Consider the following 17,982-nt stretch of genomic DNA (forward strand, 5'->3'; position numbering starts at 1 on the left):
TACCGGGCTTTTCTGTTAGCTGCGCAGGGCATTTTTCGCCAGGCGTTCGTCTTCCGCCATACAGGCTGCGGCGGTAAAGAGCACGTCGGTAGAGGAGTTCAGTGCCGTTTCGCAGGAGTCCTGCAGCACGCCGATAATAAAGCCCACCGCCACGACCTGCATGGCAATATCGTTCGGGATGCCAAACATATTACAGGCCAGCGGGATCAGCAGCAGCGAGCCGCCCGCCACGCCGGAGGCACCGCAGGCGCACAGGGAGGCCACCACGCTCAGCAGCAGCGCCGTAGGCAGATCCACCGGAATACCCAGAGTGTGTACCGCCGCCAGGGTCAGCACCGTAATAGTGATCGCCGCGCCCGCCATGTTAATCGTCGCGCCCAGCGGCACGGAGACGGAGTAGGTGTCGCGATCCAGGTTCAGCTTTTCACACAGCGCCATGTTAACCGGAATGTTGGCCGCCGAGCTGCGGGTAAAGAAGGCGTAGACCCCGCTTTCGCGCAGGCACATGAATACCAGCGGATAGGGGTTACGGCGGATCTTCCAGAATACCAGCAGCGGGTTGATGATCAGCGCTACCAGCAGCATACAGCCGATCAGTACCACCAGCAGCTGAGCATAGCCAAACAGGGTGTCAAAACCGGTGGTGGCGAGAGTCGAAGCAACCAGGCCGAAGATACCGATAGGGGCAAAGCGGATCACCAGCAGCACCATAAAGGTTACCGCGCTGGAGACATCATTCAGCAGATTTTTGGTCGTCTCGTTACCATGGCGCAGGGCAAAGCCCAGCCCGACTGCCCAAACCAGAATACCGATGTAGTTGGCGTTCAACAGAGCGTCGACCGGGTTAGAGACCATGCTCATCAACAGGCCGCGCAGCACCTCAACGATGCCTGATGGTGGCGTGATCTCCGTCGCGCCGGTAACCAGCTGAAGCGTCGAGGGGAACAGGAAGCTGAACACTACCGCCGTCAGCGCGGCGGAGAAGGTCCCCAGCAGATAGAGAAACAGAATAGGGCGGATACTGGTTTTCTGCCCGTGCTGGTGGTTAGCAATAGAGGCCATAACCAGCATCAGGACCAGCACCGGTGCAACGGCCTTCAGCGCGCCAACGAAGAGGGTGCCAAGCAGCCCCACGGCAATTGCCGCAGGCTTGGAGATCCACGCCAGCAGAATACCGAGTACCAATCCGATCAGGATCTGTTTTACGAGGCTGCCCTGCATTATATGCTTGAGCAGGCCAGACGGTTGTGTCGCCATGATAGTTCCTTAAGTGAAATTGCGTTCCAGTCGGAATGTGCTCTGTGTCACGTTTATGTCCGAATGTAACTGAATGTTTGCCTGGTTGAGTATATGGAAAGAACTATCGAGGGGAAGTGCAACGTGCTGGATTTTACGTACTGCGTCAAAGTTTTTAACTAAGTATTTACATTTTTCCGGGCGGCGCTCACGCCGCCCGGCGTAATGATTATGAGAGTCGCTGCTTCTTGTCGTTCTGATGGTTAACCCAGGCATTGATCAGCAGGGTCACCGCCAGGATACCGCCCACTACGCCCAGCGAGATAGCAATCGGGATATGGTAGAAATCGACGATCAGCATCTTGATACCGATAAACACCAGGATCACCGACAGACCATACTTCAGCATTGCAAAACGCTCTGCCACACCCGCCAGCAGGAAGTACATCGCACGCAGGCCGAGAATAGCGAACAGGTTTGAGGTCAGCACAATAAACGGGTCGGTGGTGACGGCGAAGATCGCCGGGATGCTGTCCACCGCAAAGATCACGTCGCTCAGCTCGACAAGGATCAGCACCAGCAGCAGCGGGGTGGCATACAGCAGGCCGTTGCGGCGCACGAAGAAGTGCTCGTTATCGATGGTATCGGTCATGCGCAGATGTCCGCGCAGCCAGCGCACCATCGGCTTGTCGCCGATCCCGGCCTCGTCCTCTTTCGCCAACGCCATTTTGACCCCGGTGAAGAGCAGGAACGCACCGAAGACGTAGAGCAGCCACTCGAACTGCGTGATCAGCCAGCTACCGGCGAAGATCATGATGGTACGCAGTACAATCGCGCCCAGTACGCCGTAGATCAGTACCCGACGCTGGAGCGCAGGCGGGATGGAGAAGTAGCTGAACAGCATCAGCCAGACAAAGACGTTATCCACCGCCAGCGCTTTTTCGATCAGGTAGCCGGTGAGGAAGGCGAGCGCCTGCGGATCGGCCACGGCCCGTCCTTCGGTGCTTGCCAGATACCACCAGAAGGCGGCGTTAAACAGCAGCGAGAGAGTGACCCACAGGATCGACCAGCCGGCCGCCTGTTTCATGGTCATGGTATGGGTGCCACGACGGCCATGAAGCAGAAGGTCGATAGCCAGCATGATCACAACCACTACAGCGAATCCGCCCCACAGGAGCGGTGTGCCGACACTATTCATAAAGAGTTTCCTTGCAATAAAAACAAAAACGGCCAACGTCGAAAGACGGCAGCCGCTTGTTTTTAGAGCACAGGGCCTCGCCTTTCGGCAAGGTCTCACTTACACCCTGTTCAGGATGCCCGGCGACCGGATGCGTAAACGCATCGTAATGACGACCTGCCGGCGAAGAAGTTACTCCCCTTTGCTAGTAACAAAATATGTCAGAGCAGAGAGGGCGTCAATGTCAGCCCCCTCCGGTTTTACATACCTTTACGCCAGGGAGCGAGTTACAGGTGTGGTATCTGCAGGGGAAACCACGCCCGTCTGGCGGCGGATCTCGGTGAGCAGCCTGGCAGTAATACGGCTCACCTCAAGGCCAGCGTGGTTAACCGTGTTCTCATCTACCAGCTGGGCAAACCGCTCCGCTTCATAGAGCATGGTGTTGATATGCTGCGGCTGGGTGATCTCCTGCGGCTTGCCGCCGCGCGGCACAAACGACACGCGCTGGCACTCGGAGAGGTGTTCAATCACCAGCGCGCCATCTTCCCCCTGGATCTCGCTGGCCAACGAGGAGTCGCTGACCTTGGAGTGCTGCAACGTGACGCTAAAGTCACCGTAGTTCAGCACCGCTACGCCGTGACCGTCGACGCCGCTCGGCAGCAGGCTGGCGGTGGCCTGCACGCTCTGCGGCTCGCCCCACAGCGCTACCGCTGAGGCCAGGCAGTAGAAGCCAATATCCATGATCGAGCCGTTAGAGAAGGCCGGATTGAAGGTATTGGGGTTCTCGCCGTTGAGGTAGCGCGGATAGCGTGAGGAGTACTGGCAGTAGTTAAAGAACACCTTCCGCAGCGTACCCACCTTCGGCAGCGACTGCTGCACCAGCTGGAAGTTAGGCAGCGCGGCGGTTTTAAACGCTTCAAACAGCACGACGCCGTTTTCCTGCGCAACCGCGATGGCCGCCTCGACTTCCTGAAAATTTGAGGCCAGCGGCTTCTCGCAGATCACATGCTTCTTATGGCGTAAAAAGAGCTCGGTCTGCGAGAAGTGCAGGGAGTTGGGGCTGGCGATATACACCGCGTCGATAGACTCACTCTGCGCCAGGGCGTCGAGCGAGGTAAAGAGATGCTCAACGGGATAATCGCTGGCAAAGTGCTCGGCCTGCTCAAGGCTGCGGGAGTAGACGCCGGTCAGCTTCAGCTTGCCGGTCTCATGGGCGGCATCAACGAACTGGCGGGTGATCCAGTTGGTGCCAACGACTGCGAAACGTATCATAAATCCTTTATGCTCCATCGGGGACAGTCTGCCCAATGTAGCATGTCAGAATGACAAAACGAGTGCGCTATTGCGCAAAATCGCTAAGGGAGCGGTGCGTCAGCCACAGGCGGGTATCGAACTCCAGCTGGTGGTACTGCGGCTCCATATGGCAGCACAGCTGGTAGAAGGCTTTGTCGTGCTCCTTCTCCTTAAGATGCGCCAGCTCGTGGACGGCGATCATGCGCAAGAACGGCTCCGGCGCGCTGCGAAACACGGTGGCGATGCGGATCTCTGCCTTGGCCTTCAGCTTGCCGCCCTGTACCCGGGAGACGGCGGTATGCAGACCGAGGGCGTTCTTCAGGACGTGGATCTTATTGTCGTAGGCCACCTTGTTGATCGGCGGCGCGTTGCGCAGGAACTCGCTTTTCAGATCCTGAATATAGCTATAGAGCGCTTTATCGGTGGTGACGCTGTGCTGGCCCGGATAGCGTTTCTCCAGCACCTCGCCAAGGCGATTTTGCGCAATGAGCGACTGCACCTGGGCCAGTAGATTTTCCGGATAGCCCTGGAGATAGAGAAGATTGCTCATTATTGCCCCGCGATAACAGTTAAAAAAGGGTATACTCACGCCCCCGCTCAGGGGACAACACCGAATTTTACCATCCAGGAGGGCCGATGAGCCATTCAGACAACGGTTTCCGTTCACTAAACTTAAAGCGTTTTCCGGAAACGGACGACGTAAACCCGCTGCAGGCGTGGGAAGCAGCCGATGAGTATCTGCTGCAGCAGCTGGACGAAACCGAAATCAGCGGCCCGGTCCTGATTTTTAACGATACCTTTGGGGCGCTGGCCTGCGCGCTGGTGGAGCATACGCCTTTCAGCATCGGCGACTCCTACTTAAGCGAACTGGCGACCCGGGAGAACCTGCGTCACAACGAGCTGGATGAGGGCAGCGTCACCTTCCTCGACAGCACCGCCGCCTATCCGGCCGCGCCAGGCGTCGTGCTGATCAAGATCCCAAAAACGCTGGCGCTGCTAGAGCAGCAGCTGCGCGCCCTGCGTCAGGTCGTGACGCCAGAGACGCGGATTATCGCTGGCACCAAAGCCCGCGATATTCACAACTCGACGCTGGAGCTGTTTGAGAAGATCCTCGGCCCGACCACCACCACGCTGGCGTGGAAAAAGGCGCGTTTGGTGAACTGTACCTTTAACGCTCCGGCGTTAAATGATGTGCAAGAGACCCTGAGCTGGAAGCTGGACGGTACGCCGTGGACTATTCATAACCACGCCAACGTCTTCTCCCGTACCGGGCTAGATATTGGCGCGCGCTTCTTCCTCCAGCACCTGCCGGAAAACCTGGAGGGGGAGATTGTCGATCTCGGCTGCGGTAACGGCGTGATTGGCCTGACCCTGCTGGAGAAGAACCCTGAGGCGCAGGTGGTGTTTGTTGATGAGTCGCCGATGGCGGTGGCCTCCAGCCGCCTGAACGTCGAGACCAACATGCCCGACGCGCAGGATCGCTGCGAGTTTATGATCAACAACGCGCTCTCTGGCGTAGAGCCGTACCGCTTCAACGCGGTGTTCTGCAACCCGCCGTTCCACCAGAAGCACGCCCTGACGGATCACATCGCCTGGGAGATGTTCCACCACGCCCGTCGCTGCCTGAAAACCAACGGCGAGCTGTATATCGTGGCTAACCGCCACCTGGACTACTTCCATAAGCTGAAGAAGATCTTCGGCAACTGCACCACCGTCGCTACCAACAGCAAGTTTGTGGTGCTGAAGGCGGTGAAGCTGGCGCGCAGGCGTTAATTCCCATTCCGTTGGGCCTCGTAATGTTGTAGGCCCGGTAAGCGCAGCGCCACCGGGCATATATTAAATCGCTAACGCTAGCGTTGTTCCCTGCGCGATGGCGCGGCGGGCATCCAGCTCCATCGCCACGTCGCAGCCGCCAATCAGATGCACCGTTTTTCCTGCCGCCCGCAGCGGATCGGCCAGATCACGGCGCGGCTCCTGACCTGCACAGAGCACAACGTGATCCACCGCCAACAGCTGCGGTTCGCCGTCGATCAGCACGTGCAGCCCCTCATCGTCGATCTTCTGATAGCTCACCGCCGGGATCATCTTCACCCCACGCGACAGCAGCGTAGCGCGGTGGATCCAGCCGGTGGTTTTCCCCAGCCCCTCGCCGGGTTTACCTGGCTTACGCTGGAGCATTACTATCTGCCTCGGGCTTTTCGGCTGCAATGCCCCCTCGGGACGCAGGCCGCCAACCTGCCGTAAACTGGTATCTATTCCCCACTCAACGCAAAACTCGGCAATGTTTTGGCTGGACGGCTCTCCCGGCTGGCTCAGGTACATAGCGGTATCGAAGCCGATGCCGCCGCAGCCGATAATCGCCACCTTTGCGCCCACCGGCACCTTATCGCGCAGTACCGCCAGATACGTCAGCACCTTCGGGTGATCGATCCCCTCGATCGGCGGGATCCGTGGCTCGATGCCGCAGGCGAGGATCGTCTCGTCAAAGTCGATAAGATCCTCTGCGCCCACCAGCCGGTTGAGCTGCAAACGGATGCCGGTAATATCGATCATTCGCCGGTAGTAGCGCAGGGTTTCGTAGAACTCCTCTTTGCCTGGGATCTGCTTGGCAATATTAAACTGGCCGCCGATCTCTGCCCCCGCATCGAACAGGGTCACCTGATGGCCGCGCTGGGCAGCGTTCACCGCAAAGGCCAGCCCCGCCGGACCTGCGCCGACCACCGCCAGCTTTTTCGCTGTTAATGCCGGAACGATCGGCATGATCGTCTCGTGACAGGCGCGGGGATTAACCAGGCAGGAGGTCACCTTGCCAGCGAAAATCCGATCGAGGCAGGCCTGGTTGCAGCCGATACAGGTGTTGATCTCCGCCTCACGGCCGCTCTGCGCCTTCGACAGGATCTCTGCATCGGCGAGAAAAGGGCGGGCCATTGAGACCATATCGGCATCGCCGCGCGCCAACACCTCGTCGGCAACGCCGGGATCGTTAATTCGGTTAGTGGTGATTAGCGGCACCGAGACGTGCCCCTTCAGCTTGCGCGTCACCCAGCTAAAGGCGGCACGTGGCACCGGCGTGGCGATAGTGGGAATGCGCGCCTCGTGCCAGCCAATCCCGGTATTGATGATGGTTGCGCCTGCGGCCTCTACGGCTTTTGCCAGCTGCACCGTCTCCTCGAACGTGCCGCCATCCTCGACTAAATCGAGCATCGACAGGCGGTAGATAATGATAAAATCGCTGCCTACGCGCTGGCGCACGGCACGCACCACTTCGGTAGCAAAACGCATCCGGCGCGTGTAATCGCCTCCCCACTCATCGTCGCGCTGGTTGGTACGGGCCGCGAGAAACTCGTTAATCAGATACCCCTCCGACCCCATGATCTCCACCCCGTCGTAGCCCGCCTCGCGGGCAAGCAGGGCGCAGCGCGCGAAATCCTCGATCAGGACCAGGATCTCATCGTGGGTCAGGGCATGGGGGGTAAAGCGGTTAATAGGGGCTCGAATAGCCGAGGGAGCCACCAGCTGCGGCTGATAGCTATAGCGTCCGGTATGCAGGATCTGCAGGGCGATTTTACCGCCTTCCTGATGTACCGCCTCGGTGACTAACTGATGATGCGGGAGCTGGCTGGCATCGCACAGCGCCGCACCGCCCGCCATCGTTACGCCAGAGAGCGCCGGAGCCACGCCGCCGGTGACAATCAGCGCCACGCCGTGACGGGCGCGCTCGGCGTAAAAGGCCGCGAGGCGCTCAGGGCCATCGGGGCGCTCCTCAAGGCCGGTATGCATTGAGCCCATCAGCACGCGGTTTTTCAGGGTGGTAAAGCCCAGATCGAGAGGGGCAAACAGCGACGAATAGCGCATTGTCTCTTCCAGTATAAAATTATTGTTATGTGGTCGGATGAGTTCTAATTTAGCCGTCGCAAGATAAAAGGGAAAAGGCGCGTGAAGCAGTTGTGATGGGATTCAAAGAATGGCGTTGGCCCCCATCCGTAAACGGGGGCCAACGTAGTCAGGCTTTTTCAGTGGAGACGCTCAGGGCCGCCAGCGCCAGCCCGGCCGCTTTCAGCACCTGCTCGCACTGTTCAACCGTTAGGGTTAACGGCGGTTCGATACGAATAGTTTTGGCATTGTTCAGCGTGCCCGCCACCAGCACACGCTGGCGGAACATTTCGCTGGCAAAGTTGTATCCGCTCTCGTTATCGATAAACTCAATCGCCATCAGCATCCCTTTGCCGCGCACGTCGTGCACCAGCTCCGGGTACTGACGCGCCAGCAGGCGGAAACCGTCCAGCAGCATGTCACCTTTCTGCTCGGCCTGCGCCGGGAGGTTCTCCTCCAGCAGCACGTTGATGGTTGCCAGCGCTGCCGCACAGGCCAGCGGGTTACCGCCAAAGGTAGTGGTGTGCAGGAACGGGTTGTCGAACAGCACCGAGAAGACCTCCTCGGTCGCAATCGTCGCGCCGATAGGCATCACGCCGCCGCCGAGCGCCTTAGCAAGGCAGAGGATATCCGGCTGCACGTTCTCATGCTCGCAGGCGAACATCCTGCCGGTACGGCCCATGCCGGTCTGCACTTCATCAAAGATCAGCAGCGCGCCAAACTCATCGCACAGCTTACGCACGGCTGGGAGGTATCCCGTCGGCGGCAGGATCACACCGCCTTCGCCCTGAATCGGCTCCAGGATCACCGCTGCTACGTCATCACCGGTTTTATGGCACTCGGAGAGCAGAGTGCGCATCGCCTCAATATCGCCAAAGGGAACATGGCGGAAGCCTGGCAGCAGCGGCATAAAGGGTTTACGGAAGGCAGATTTTGCCGTCGCGGAGAGCGCCCCGAGGGACTTGCCGTGGAATGCGCCGCTGGTGGCGACAAAGGTAAACTTCCCGCGCGGCGACTGATACGCCTTCGCCAGCTTGAGAGCCGCCTCAACGGACTCGGTGCCGCTATTGCTAAAGAAGCTGTACTTGAGTTTGCCCGGTGCCAGGGCAGCGAGGGTTTTTGCCAGCATGGCCCGGAGCGGATCGAGCAGCTCCTGGCTGTGAAGCGGTTGTTTCGCGAGTTGATTCTGTACGGCGGAAACCACAACTGGATTACGGTGCCCCACATTAAAAATACCAAATCCACCCAGGCAATCTAAAAACTCCTGTCCCTGGGTGTCGACAAGCGTATTGAGACTTCCTGCTTGCCACTCTACGGCTCCGTAATCCCCGCCAGCAGTAACAGACTTGCGGTACTCTAAAAATCCAGGATTTACATGCTCTTTAAAGTAATCAATCACCTCTCGGTTAAGTTCTTTCATCTCCTCATGATCAAGCGTTCGCTTCTCAATGAGATTCAGGGCGTGTGCGCTACAGGCGAGGGCCGATGCGCTGGAAGGTAACCTGTTCAAAATGAGCTCCCGGGGATGGCGTATCACGCGATACTGCATAAATTATTGCAGGGATTACGCCACTTCGGCACGGGTAGCAAAAATCGGGATAAACGCCAGGTAAAAACAGCGCTGAACAAAATTTAATCATGCCAAAAGATATCCCCCGTGGGTAGCCGCCGGGCATTTTTCGAAGGTTTTTGCAGGCTTACGGCATCGACTGCACCAGCGTAGTGCAAGGCGTGCTGCACAAACGGGCAAGACGTATACTCTCATACTGATAGTTTCATTCTGAAAGTATTTGAAATCAATATATTAGAAGGACGTATAAAAAGTGCGGTTTAGTGATTTTTTGCGATCGCGATCGGTTTTAACAACTAAAGATAAATTTTTTACCGCCGAAAAATGATTAGTCTAAAAAATTAACATATAACACCTGCAAGGAATGCCCGCCATGTCCTCTCAACCCTATGTCACCCAGACCGAGTACGCCCTGGACGATGACACCACCCTGATGTCCACCACCGATCTGCAAAGCTACATGACCCATGCCAATGACACTTTTGTGCAGGTGAGCGGCTATACGCTTAATGAGCTTTTGGGGCAGCCGCACAATCTGGTACGCCATCCGGATATGCCGAAAGCGGCCTTTGCCGACATGTGGTACACGCTTCAGCAGGGCGAGCCGTGGAGCGGCATTGTGAAAAACCGCCGTAAAAATGGCGATCACTACTGGGTGCGGGCTAACGCGGTGCCGGTGGTGCGTAACGGCCAGACCACGGGCTATATGTCGATCCGTAACCGGGCGACGCCGGAAGAGATTGCTGCCGTTGAGCCGCTCTACAAGGCGCTGAGTGAAGGGCGCTGCAACCGGCGGATCCACAAGGGGCTGGTGGTGCGTAAAGGCTGGCTTGGCAAGCTGCCGGCCATGCCGCTGCGCTGGCGGGTACGCGGCATAATGGCGGTGCTGTTTGCGCTGATGGCGGCCTCGCTCACGTTAAGCCATGCCGGGTGGATCGCAATAGCAGCCAGTGCGGTGGTGATGCTGCTGGGGACGTTGCTGTTTGAGCAGCAGATTGTCCGCCCGGTAGAGAACGTGGCGCGTCAAGCGCTGAAGGTTGCCACCGGCGAGCGTAACAGCGTGGAGCATCTCAACCGCAGCGACGAGCTGGGGCTTACCCTGCGCGCCGTCGGCCAGCTAGGCCTGATGTGCCGCTGGTTAATTCATGATATTTCCGGTCAGGTAGCCAGCGTACGTAACGGTAGCGAACGCCTGGCCCAGGGCAATGAAGACCTCAACGACCGCACTCGCCAGACGGTGACCAACGTCCAGCAGACCGTGGCCACCATGAACCAGATGGCGGCGTCGGTGCAGAGCAACTCCGAAACCGCCGCCGAAGTCGATAAGCTGTCGATGGCGGCGAGCACGGCGGCGAGCGAAGGCGGGGAGGCGATGCAGACGGTAGTGAAAACCATGGATGATATTGCCGACAGCACACAGCGCATTGGCTCTATCACTACGCTTATCAATGACATTGCTTTCCAGACCAATATTCTGGCGCTCAACGCGGCGGTTGAAGCGGCTCGCGCTGGGGAGCAGGGCAAAGGCTTTGCCGTGGTAGCCGGGGAAGTTCGTCATCTGGCAAACCGCAGCGCCAACGCGGCGAATGATATCCGCAAGCTGATTGATGCCAGCGCCAGCAAGGTACAGTCCGGCGCGGATCAGGTTCACGCCGCTGGGCGTACCATGGACGATATCGTAGAGCAGGTGAAAAACGTGACGCGCCTGATTGCCCAGATCAGCCACTCTACCTCGGAGCAGGCCACGGGCTTGTCAGAGCTCACTCGGGCGGTGGCCGAGCTAGACGGCATCACGCAGAAAAATGCTGAGCTGGTCGAGGAGAGTGCGCAAATCTCAGCGATGGTTAAGCATCGCGCTAACCGTCTGGAAGATGCCGTTACCGTCCTGCATTAATTAGTACATCTTATTCATGCCGCCCGATTGAACGCGATCGGGCGGCATTTTTTTTGCAATCTTGTAATTGATTTTTAATATATTTGTTAAATCGTGCTACTTACGCTCATATAACGATCGATGCCCTGCAATTAATAGTCTGCGCCTATTTATCGAAGGATATATCGTCTATAAAAGCGATCAAAGTCATAAAGTTAGCTGCTCCGTTACCGATAACGTGATCGTCTTAAAGATAATCATTTTGATGGAGTATATATGTTCTTACATGACGTAAAGATTGGGACAAAGTTATTTCTGGCATTCGGATTCTTTATTGTATTAATGGTAGCCAGCTCCTGCCTTTCACTATTTAGCCTGAACCGCGCAAATAACGGCATGCAGACTATTGTGAACAGTGATTATCCCACCACGGTTAAAGCGAACCAGCTTATCGACAAGTTTCAGACCTTTGTCAGCACCCAGCAGCTGATGCTGCTGGATAGCGAAGGGAAGTGGAACGAGAGTATGCAGCAGCAGCTGACCGCCATCAGCGGCGAAATTACGGTACTGCTGGATACCCTGACGAAACAGCTTGATGACCCCCAAGCGCAGAAGATCCTCACCGACCTGCGCGGCGTACGCCAGCAGTATCTTGACTCCCGCTTCCGCATTTTAGAGGCGGTGAAGGTTGGCAACCGGGAAGCCGCTGTCCAGGAGATGATGAACACCACCGTGCCTATCCAGAATGCCTATAAGCAGAAGGTGCTGGAGCTGATCGCGATTCAGGATGCGCGGATGCGCGATGCGGGTAAGCAGGTCGACAGTGACTTCAACACCAACCGCCTGATGCTGATCCTGCTGGCGGTGGTCAGCATCGCTATTGCCGTGCTGATGGGCACCGTCATTGTGCGTGCCATCACTCGTCCGCTGGGGCAGGCGGTGGATCTGGCAGAGGCGATTGCCGCCGGGGATCTGACCCACTCGATTGAGGTGAAGCACCGCGACGAAACTGGCGTCCTGCTCAGTGCGTTGATGGCGATGAAGACCCGACTGCTGGAGATTGTGCAGGAGGTGCAGTACGGCTCAGAGAATATCTCCAGCGCCGCCGCGCAGATCGTGGCCGGTAATCAGGATCTGGCGGCCCGCACCGAAGAGCAGGCCAGCTCCGTTGAGCAGACCGCGGCCTCTATGGAGCAGATCACCGCCACGGTGAAAAATACCGCCAGCCACACTACCGAAGCGACCCAGCTCTCCGCCGACGCGGCGACGGTGGTAAAAACCAACGGCGCGATGATGAAACAGGTAACGGAGAAGATGCGCGTCATCAACGATACCTCCAGCCGCATGTCCGACATCATCAATCTGATCGACGCCATCGCTTTCCAGACCAATATTCTGGCGCTCAACGCGGCGGTTGAAGCCGCGCGTGCGGGCGAGCACGGACGTGGCTTTGCGGTGGTGGCCGGGGAGGTACGCCAGCTGGCGCAGAAAAGTGCCTCATCGGCGAATGATATTCGCCAGCTAATTGAGGACTCCACGACCCAGGCGCGGGAAGGGATGGCGCTGGTGGAAAAAGCGGGCGGGCTGATCAACGGCATGGTGAGCAACGTCGAAGAGATGGACACCATCCTGCGGCAAATTGGCCACGCCAGCCATGAGCAGACGGAGGGGATCTCGCAGATTAACAGCGCCATTGGCCTGATCGACGCCACCACCCAGCAGAACTCCAGCCTGGTGGAGGAGTCCGTGGCAGCAGCGGCATCGCTGAACGAGCAGGCGCAGCATCTGAAGGGACTGATCAAGGTATTCCGCGTTAGCCAGACAGAGGCGACCGCTTAATCCATCTGGGAGATTTCTAGCGCCGCCCGGTCGATCACGCCGATGATCTGTTTCAGCTGGGCGGGGCTTATCTCTTCATGGTTCACTTTGAGATCCAATACGGCCTTGAAGTTATCCAGGGCGCGTTTCATCTGCGGATTTTTACGCAGCTGGTGCCCGACGCCGCGCGCTTTGATCCGCGCCTGAATATGTCCGAGATGCTCCTGGTTCTCCTCCAGCCACCGCTGACCTGCCTCGGTAATGGCAATCTTTTTACGTCCGCTCTCCTCTTCGCTAATCTCAATAAACGCCTGCTCCTGTAAGAAGTCGAGGGTCGGGTAGATCACGCCGGGGCTGGGGGTATAGTGGCCTTGGGTCAGGTTTTCGATCTCTTTGATCAGCTCATAGCCGTGGCTGGCGTTGCGGGTGAGGATATCTAACACCACCAGCCGCAGCTCGCCGTGGCCGAAGAAGCGCTGACGGCGTCCACCGCCGTGGCCGTGATGATGATGGGGATGATCTTCAGCATGGTGCATGATTACAGCCTCTTTTTTTGATATATCTAAATTATGTCTAAAGTAAGTCTACATCCCGGCATCACTGCTTGTCTAATGCTATCAAAAAAATTCTTGCAATCTCTCTAATCAGCAATCATTATCATTTAAAATTTATTTAGATATATCGTATTCAACCTGGGATGGCTAACATGACGAAACAAGATCGACGTTATCCGCAGCGCGTGCGCAATGAGCTGCGCTTCCGCGAACTGACGGTGCTGCGCGTGGAGCGCATCGGAGCAGGTTTCCAGCGTATCGTGCTGGGGGGAGAGGCGCTGGCGGGCTTTAGCAGCCAAGGCTTTGACGATCACACCAAGGTATTCTTCCCGGAGCCGGGCCAGCAGTTTGTGCCGCCGACGGTAACGGAAGAGGGCATCGTTTGGGGTGACGGCGTGCGTCCCGCCTCGCGCGACTACACCCCGCTCTACGACGAAGCCCGCCACGAGCTGAGCCTCGACTTTTTCATTCACGACGGCGGGGTCGCCAGCCGCTGGGCTGAAAATGCGCAGGTAGGGGATAACCTGACCATCGGCGGGCCACGCGGTTCGCTGGTGGTGCCGGAAGATTACGCCTGGCAGCTCTACGCCTGCGACGAGAGCGGCATGCCTGCGCTACGCCGCCGCCTGGAGACGCTGCGCCAGCTGGCGGAACGCCCGCAGGTGACGGCCATCGTGACCATCGGTGACGAACGCTATAAGGAGTATCTGGCGCATCTGGATGAGTTTGCCATCGAGTGGATTGTCGGTCATAGCGAAGAGGCGCTGGATCGGCGTCTGGCGCAGGTTAACGTCCCGCAGGACGATTACTATATCTGGCTAACCGGGGAAGGGAAGGTCGTGAAAAACGTCAGCCGCCGGTTTGAGACTGACGCTATCGATCCGCAGCTGGTGCGCGCTGCCGCCTACTGGCACGATAAGTAACGGCGTCAGGCAACCGCGTCGTACTGCACCTCGCTGACCTGTCGCTCCAGCGAGGTGCACACCTCTGCCAGGGCTTTCTCCTGCTGTACGAAGTAACCCTCCTGATCCTTTAAGGAAGAGACCAGCTGCCAGGCGCTCTCGCCCTCCAGCTTGCTAAGCTCCGCCAGCAGCCCGGCGATATGGGCCTTTACCTCCGCGATCCGTGCCCGCAGGCGGGTGAGATCGTTGAGCCTGTCGCTGGCCATTAGCGGCCCCAGCCCTTTTTGCAGGCGGGCAAAGAGCGAGCGGACGGCGGCAACGTCGCCGCGCTGCCGGGCCTGGTTAAGCTGTACCATCATGGCGTTGGCCTCGTCTTTGAGATCGTCGTCCACCAGATCCGGATGGCACAGCTTGCTAGCCTGACGCCACAGTTTTTTCAGCTCCTGACGCTCGTCCTGGGAGAGCTTCTGCTCAAAGCTAAACCGGGCCTGGGCATCGTGCTGCTGCTCCTGGTACTCCTCATACTCCTGACGTGCCTCGTCCCGCGCCTGGCGGGCCGGCTCCTCCTCGCGGATGAGTCCTTTTTCCAGCTCCTGGGCTTCGGCTAGCAGGGAGGTAATCAATGCATTTTGCTGCTGGACGCGGCGGCGGGTATCGGCCGCCTGCGACGAGCTGGCGGGCAGGCTGCGCCAGCGCTGGGTCAGCGAAGCCAGCGTCTCAACGGCCTGAGCCATATACTGCTGACAGCGCAGGTAGTCCGCCTCCCGACGCCGGGCCTCTGCCTGCTGCCTGCGCAGGGTGGCTTCCGCCAGCGCCTGACGAAGACGCAGGATCTGCGCCATCATCGGCCCGAGACGCTTCATATAGCTATCGTTAAAGTCGTCGAGGATCTGAATGCGGGCGTTGCGCTTATCGATCAACTCCCGCATCTGCTCTTCCAGCGCCTTCAGCTCCAGCTTGCTGGCCGCCACCTGGGGATCGTGCCACTGGGTCACCGCCCGCTGGCTCTGTAGCCAGGCGGCGATAGCCTGTAACGCCGCGGAGTAGTTCTTCTGCTCCAGCGCCGCAACGATAAACGCCAGCTCAGGATCCTGAGCATTGCTTTGCAGCCAGCCAAGCTGACTATAGATGATGATCTCATCCTCCAGTTCAATGGCGTTCTTTATGATCTCAAGCCGTTTGATAGGTTTGTTCATGGCGTTTCGCTGTGCGCCTGGGTAGTTGACTCAAGCGTAGTTGTTATTAAGAGAACAGGGAATAGTACCGTTTCGCTAGAGATTATCATTCGCCGCGGCAAAAATAGCATCAAAAATCGGGACGGCTTTTTCCAGGGTCTCCAGCGCGCTGCGCAGCGNNNTAGCTCAGCGGACTGATTATCCAGCGCCCGACGCGGCCACTCGGCAAAAAAATGCGGCAGCCACGCGGTGAGAGAGGAGGGGCTTTGTTCCATAAGCAATGATTCTCTAAATTACTTTGCAGCGCACTAAATGGCGGTCATTTTCAGGCCAGGCTGCTGTAACGTAAAGAAGATTTGTTAGAACCAAGGATATCTTTGAATGGACAAAACCGTACTGTTTTTAATAGGGACGCTACTGTTAAGCAGTCACGCATTAGCCGATGAATGTACTATAAAGGATGTCGAAGCCGCAGAGCAGGCCGTCGATCACCTTACAAGCTGGCAGGCAATGAATGACAACTTTACACGTTTCCATCAGTGCGATGAGGGCAGTATTGCGGAAGGGAATTCTGAAGCAGTTATCCGTCTATTGGTAGATAAATGGGAAGCGTTGCCTAAGCTGAGCGTGTTAACTAGACAGAATACCGCTTTTGAAACGTGGGTACTCAGCCACATTGATTCAACGTTGGATTCAGGCGATCTGCAAACAGCAGTAGACCTTGCTACCTCTCAGTGTCCTGCGTCAGAAAGTGCGCTATGCCAGAAGATCGTAAAAGCTGCCCAAGCCGCTATTCATGAATCTAACTCATAAGCGTATTAAGCGTGATTAACTGGCTAGATTATGCCAGCCGTGTAGAATTTTTAGCGACACAATTCCTTCAATCACCTCATTCACCTGTATTGTACCGTAAGAGGCTATTACCATGAAAATCAAAGCAATTGGTGCGCTTTCCGCTGCTCAGGCGCTCGAACCGATGGACATCAGTCGCCGCGAGCCAGGCCCGCACGACGTGCAGATCGCCATCGCCTACTGCGGGGTGTGCCATTCGGACGTACACCAGGCCCGCGCCGAGTGGGCCGGGACGCTGTTTCCTTGCGTACCGGGGCATGAGATCGTTGGCCGCGTTGCTGCCGTCGGCTCCGACGTCACCGGGTACAAAGAGGGCGATCTGGTTGGCGTAGGCTGTATCGTTGACAGCTGTAAGCACTGCGAAGATTGCGAAGAGGGGCTGGAAAACTACTGCGATCATATGGTCGGCACCTACAATGGCCCGACGGCGGATGCTCCAGGCCATACCCTTGGTGGCTATTCGCAGCAGATCGTAGTCCATGAGCGCTACGTGCTGCGTATTAAACACCCGGAAGATCAGCTGGCTGCCGTTGCGCCGCTACTCTGCGCGGGGATCACCACTTACTCACCGCTGCGTCACTGGCAGGCTGGCCCCGGTAAAAAAGTGGGTGTAGTGGGCATCGGCGGTCTGGGCCACATGGGGATCAAGATTGCGCATGCGATGGGCGCACACGTGGTAGCGTTCACAACCTCTGAATCCAAGCGCGAAGCGGCAAAAGCGCTGGGTGCGGATGAGGTTGTGGTCTCCCGCAACCCGGAAGAGATGCAGGCCCACACCAAGAGCTTTGATTTTATCCTCAACACCGTGGCTGCACCGCACAACCTCGACGCCTTCACTGCCTTACTGAAGCGTGACGGCACCATGACCCTGGTGGGCGCACCGGCTACCCCGCATCCGTCGCCGGAAGTCTTTAGCCTGATCATGAAGCGCCGCTCGATTGCCGGCTCAATGATTGGCGGTATTCCGGAAACTCAGGAGATGCTCGACTTTTGCGCCGAGCACGGGATTGTGGCTGATATTGAGATGATCCGCGCTGATGAGATCAACGAGGCCTGGGAGCGCATGATCAAAGGCGACGTAAAATATCGCTTCGTCATCGACAGCGCTACGCTGGCTGAGTAACACACGGAAACCGTAGGCCGGGTAAGCGCAGCGCCACCCGGCAAAATGCCGCCTTCTGACGTATGGGAGGGCGGCTGTCCGTTATCTGTTTAAGCAGCGGCGCGGATAGTGAAATCAAAATGGATAGCATCGTAGGGAAATAGCGTGCCACGAGTGCCTTTTTCCAATAATCCGTTATTCAGCAGGGCGGTAACATCCGTATGGACGCCTTTGATATCGCGTCCTACCCGAGCAGCAATGTCGCGGATCGTCATTTCACCGAAGCCAGCCATAGAAAGTAAGATTCCCATTCTGTTGGGTGATAACGTCTTATGCATTACCTCCCATGAAGGAAACGAAATCACATCATCACCGGTACTTCTTTCCCCTGCCGCTGCTGCGTTCAGAGCAGACATCACGTCCGCCGAAAAATCTTTCATAGCTTCGATTTTAATCGTTACGGTTTTCATGTTATGCCTTCTCTTTACGGATAGTTTCTACGTCTGAAAGGAAGTCAGCAAACAGCCTGTCCAGATAACGCGTAAACTTCTTATACA

The 17,982-nt window shown here is 57.4% G+C and carries 15 protein-coding genes; 6 read left to right on the forward strand and 9 right to left on the reverse strand.

Annotated elements, in window-relative coordinates; genetic code table 11:
* Window positions 1–15: 15 nt before the first annotated feature.
* The 4 genes from sstT to FN633_RS11900 all read right to left on the reverse strand — a co-directional run bounded on the left by sstT (window position 16) and on the right by FN633_RS11900 (window position 4,256).
* A complete protein-coding gene (gene sstT, locus FN633_RS11885) occupies window positions 16–1,257 on the reverse strand; it encodes a serine/threonine transporter SstT (protein WP_154057839.1) in 1,242 nt (413 codons plus the stop codon).
* Window positions 1,258–1,465: 208 nt separating this feature from the next.
* Entirely contained in the window at window positions 1,466–2,434 is a 969-nt protein-coding gene (locus FN633_RS11890) for a TerC family protein (protein WP_154057840.1), read from the reverse strand.
* Window positions 2,435–2,683: 249 nt separating this feature from the next.
* Window positions 2,684–3,685: a Gfo/Idh/MocA family protein gene (locus FN633_RS11895; protein ID WP_154057841.1), complete on the reverse strand. Its 1,002-nt coding sequence runs from the start codon at window positions 3,683–3,685 to the stop codon at window positions 2,684–2,686.
* A gap of 67 nt (window positions 3,686–3,752) precedes the next feature.
* Window positions 3,753–4,256: a YgjP-like metallopeptidase domain-containing protein gene (locus tag FN633_RS11900; RefSeq protein WP_042390237.1), complete on the reverse strand. Its 504-nt coding sequence runs from the start codon at window positions 4,254–4,256 to the stop codon at window positions 3,753–3,755.
* 86 nt (window positions 4,257–4,342) lie between these two features.
* On the opposite strand from FN633_RS11900, the gene rlmG reads away from it, so the two are divergent.
* Complete coding sequence (gene rlmG / locus FN633_RS11905) at window positions 4,343–5,479, forward strand: 23S rRNA (guanine(1835)-N(2))-methyltransferase RlmG (RefSeq protein WP_042390239.1); 1,137 nt, start codon at window positions 4,343–4,345, stop codon at window positions 5,477–5,479.
* 63 nt (window positions 5,480–5,542) lie between these two features.
* Here rlmG and FN633_RS11910 read toward each other — a convergent pair whose 3' ends face one another.
* Window positions 5,543–7,561 (reverse strand): NADPH-dependent 2,4-dienoyl-CoA reductase, encoded by a 2,019-nt coding sequence (locus FN633_RS11910; protein ID WP_154057842.1) that lies wholly within the window; start codon window positions 7,559–7,561, stop codon window positions 5,543–5,545.
* A gap of 148 nt (window positions 7,562–7,709) precedes the next feature.
* A complete protein-coding gene (gene ygjG, locus FN633_RS11915) occupies window positions 7,710–9,089 on the reverse strand; it encodes a putrescine aminotransferase (protein ID WP_208674058.1) in 1,380 nt (459 codons plus the stop codon).
* A gap of 433 nt (window positions 9,090–9,522) precedes the next feature.
* On the opposite strand from ygjG, the gene FN633_RS11920 reads away from it, so the two are divergent.
* On the forward strand, window positions 9,523–11,043 hold the full coding sequence (locus FN633_RS11920) for a methyl-accepting chemotaxis protein (RefSeq protein ID WP_154057844.1): 1,521 nt from the start codon (window positions 9,523–9,525) through the stop codon (window positions 11,041–11,043).
* 255 nt (window positions 11,044–11,298) lie between these two features.
* A complete protein-coding gene (locus tag FN633_RS11925; protein ID WP_154057845.1) occupies window positions 11,299–12,861 on the forward strand; it encodes a methyl-accepting chemotaxis protein in 1,563 nt (520 codons plus the stop codon).
* Here the strand turns inward: FN633_RS11925 and FN633_RS11930 are convergent.
* A complete protein-coding gene (locus tag FN633_RS11930) occupies window positions 12,858–13,376 on the reverse strand; it encodes a PadR family transcriptional regulator (protein WP_154057846.1) in 519 nt (172 codons plus the stop codon). The genes FN633_RS11925 and FN633_RS11930 overlap by 4 nt on opposite strands.
* 170 nt (window positions 13,377–13,546) lie before the next feature.
* On the opposite strand from FN633_RS11930, the gene FN633_RS11935 reads away from it, so the two are divergent.
* Window positions 13,547–14,317, forward strand: coding sequence for a siderophore-interacting protein (locus FN633_RS11935; protein WP_154057847.1), 771 nt, complete (start codon window positions 13,547–13,549; stop codon window positions 14,315–14,317).
* Between the two features lie 5 nt (window positions 14,318–14,322).
* Here the strand turns inward: FN633_RS11935 and FN633_RS11940 are convergent, their stop codons facing one another.
* A complete protein-coding gene (locus FN633_RS11940) occupies window positions 14,323–15,492 on the reverse strand; it encodes a J domain-containing protein (protein WP_154057848.1) in 1,170 nt (389 codons plus the stop codon).
* A gap of 360 nt (window positions 15,493–15,852) precedes the next feature.
* Here FN633_RS11940 and FN633_RS11945 point away from each other — a divergent pair, with 360 nt between their 5' ends.
* Window positions 15,853–16,284 (forward strand): hypothetical protein, encoded by a 432-nt coding sequence (locus tag FN633_RS11945; protein WP_154057849.1) that lies wholly within the window; start codon window positions 15,853–15,855, stop codon window positions 16,282–16,284.
* Between the two features lie 112 nt (window positions 16,285–16,396).
* The gene (locus FN633_RS11950; RefSeq protein WP_154057850.1) at window positions 16,397–17,446 is read left to right on the forward strand and encodes an NAD(P)-dependent alcohol dehydrogenase; all 1,050 of its coding nucleotides are present in this window, start codon (window positions 16,397–16,399) and stop codon (window positions 17,444–17,446) included.
* A gap of 89 nt (window positions 17,447–17,535) precedes the next feature.
* Here the strand turns inward: FN633_RS11950 and FN633_RS11955 are convergent, their stop codons facing one another.
* Window positions 17,536–17,895 carry an HVO_A0114 family putative DNA-binding protein gene (locus FN633_RS11955; protein ID WP_042390255.1) on the reverse strand — a complete coding sequence of 120 codons (360 nt, stop codon included), beginning with the start codon at window positions 17,893–17,895 and terminating at the stop codon, window positions 17,536–17,538.
* Between the last annotated feature and the right edge of the window lie 87 nt (window positions 17,896–17,982).

Origin of the sequence: Pseudescherichia vulneris (assembly GCF_902164725.1) — a bacterium.
GTDB classification, from domain to species: domain Bacteria; phylum Pseudomonadota; class Gammaproteobacteria; order Enterobacterales; family Enterobacteriaceae; genus Pseudescherichia; species Pseudescherichia vulneris.

Bases quoted from the DNA above. Each gene is read 5' to 3' on its own strand.
- FN633_RS11930 (WP_154057846.1), bottom strand. From the start codon at position 13,376: ATGCACCATGCTGAAGATCATCCCCATCATCATCACGGCCACGGCGGT.
- FN633_RS11950 (WP_154057850.1), top strand. From the start codon at position 16,397: ATGAAAATCAAAGCAATTGGTGCGCTTTCCGCTGCTCAGGCGCTCGAA.
- FN633_RS11900 (WP_042390237.1), bottom strand. From the start codon at position 4,256: ATGAGCAATCTTCTCTATCTCCAGGGCTATCCGGAAAATCTACTGGCC.
- FN633_RS11935 (WP_154057847.1), top strand. From the start codon at position 13,547: ATGACGAAACAAGATCGACGTTATCCGCAGCGCGTGCGCAATGAGCTG.
- FN633_RS11945 (WP_154057849.1), top strand. From the start codon at position 15,853: ATGGACAAAACCGTACTGTTTTTAATAGGGACGCTACTGTTAAGCAGT.
- FN633_RS11910 (WP_154057842.1), bottom strand. From the start codon at position 7,561: ATGCGCTATTCGTCGCTGTTTGCCCCTCTCGATCTGGGCTTTACCACC.
- sstT (WP_154057839.1), bottom strand. From the start codon at position 1,257: ATGGCGACACAACCGTCTGGCCTGCTCAAGCATATAATGCAGGGCAGC.
- rlmG (WP_042390239.1), top strand. From the start codon at position 4,343: ATGAGCCATTCAGACAACGGTTTCCGTTCACTAAACTTAAAGCGTTTT.
- FN633_RS11895 (WP_154057841.1), bottom strand. From the start codon at position 3,685: ATGATACGTTTCGCAGTCGTTGGCACCAACTGGATCACCCGCCAGTTC.
- FN633_RS11925 (WP_154057845.1), top strand. From the start codon at position 11,299: ATGTTCTTACATGACGTAAAGATTGGGACAAAGTTATTTCTGGCATTC.
- FN633_RS11940 (WP_154057848.1), bottom strand. From the start codon at position 15,492: ATGAACAAACCTATCAAACGGCTTGAGATCATAAAGAACGCCATTGAA.
- FN633_RS11955 (WP_042390255.1), bottom strand. From the start codon at position 17,895: ATGAAAACCGTAACGATTAAAATCGAAGCTATGAAAGATTTTTCGGCG.
- FN633_RS11920 (WP_154057844.1), top strand. From the start codon at position 9,523: ATGTCCTCTCAACCCTATGTCACCCAGACCGAGTACGCCCTGGACGAT.
- FN633_RS11890 (WP_154057840.1), bottom strand. From the start codon at position 2,434: ATGAATAGTGTCGGCACACCGCTCCTGTGGGGCGGATTCGCTGTAGTG.